Annotated in this window: 1 pseudogene; it reads right to left on the reverse strand. The window is 42.2% G+C overall.

The features are described 5' to 3' along the window. Positions 1-486, reverse strand: a pseudogene (locus tag EXE10_RS21215) (IS5-like element ISAba12 family transposase); the annotation flags it as partial.

A 486-nucleotide genomic window follows, 5' to 3' on the forward strand; every position in this document is an offset into this window, starting at 1 on the left:
TAATCCGCTCATCTTGTGGAATCTGATTAAGTAAATCACCAAGCACCTGTGAATCACTGACATTATTGGTTGTAAGCTGAACTGCTCGTATTTGCAGGGTTTTAGCATCTATACCAATATGAAGTTTACGCCATTGGCGACGATATTCAGGTCCATGTTTCTTGCGTTTCCATTCGCCCTCACCTAGAAACTTCATGCCTGTAGAGTCCATGAGTAGATGCAGCCCATCGCTACTTTTTTGGTAGCTGATTACAATATCAATATGCTTTTGTCTTCTACAAAGCGTGGTGTAATCTGGAGCTATCCAATTTAATCCGCAAAGTTTAATCAGACTTTGCACAAAGCCAGTGACCATACGTAAAGACAGACGGAATAAGGATTTAATCATTAAGCAGCATTGGATGGCTGCGTCGGAGTAGGTTTGATTTCGCCCTTGTTTGCCTTTTGATGGCGCATACCATTGCGTAGCAGGATCAAACCAAATGG

This window comes from Acinetobacter sp. WCHAc060033, assembly GCF_004209125.1.
Taxonomy (GTDB): Bacteria; Pseudomonadota; Gammaproteobacteria; order Pseudomonadales; family Moraxellaceae; genus Acinetobacter; species Acinetobacter wuhouensis.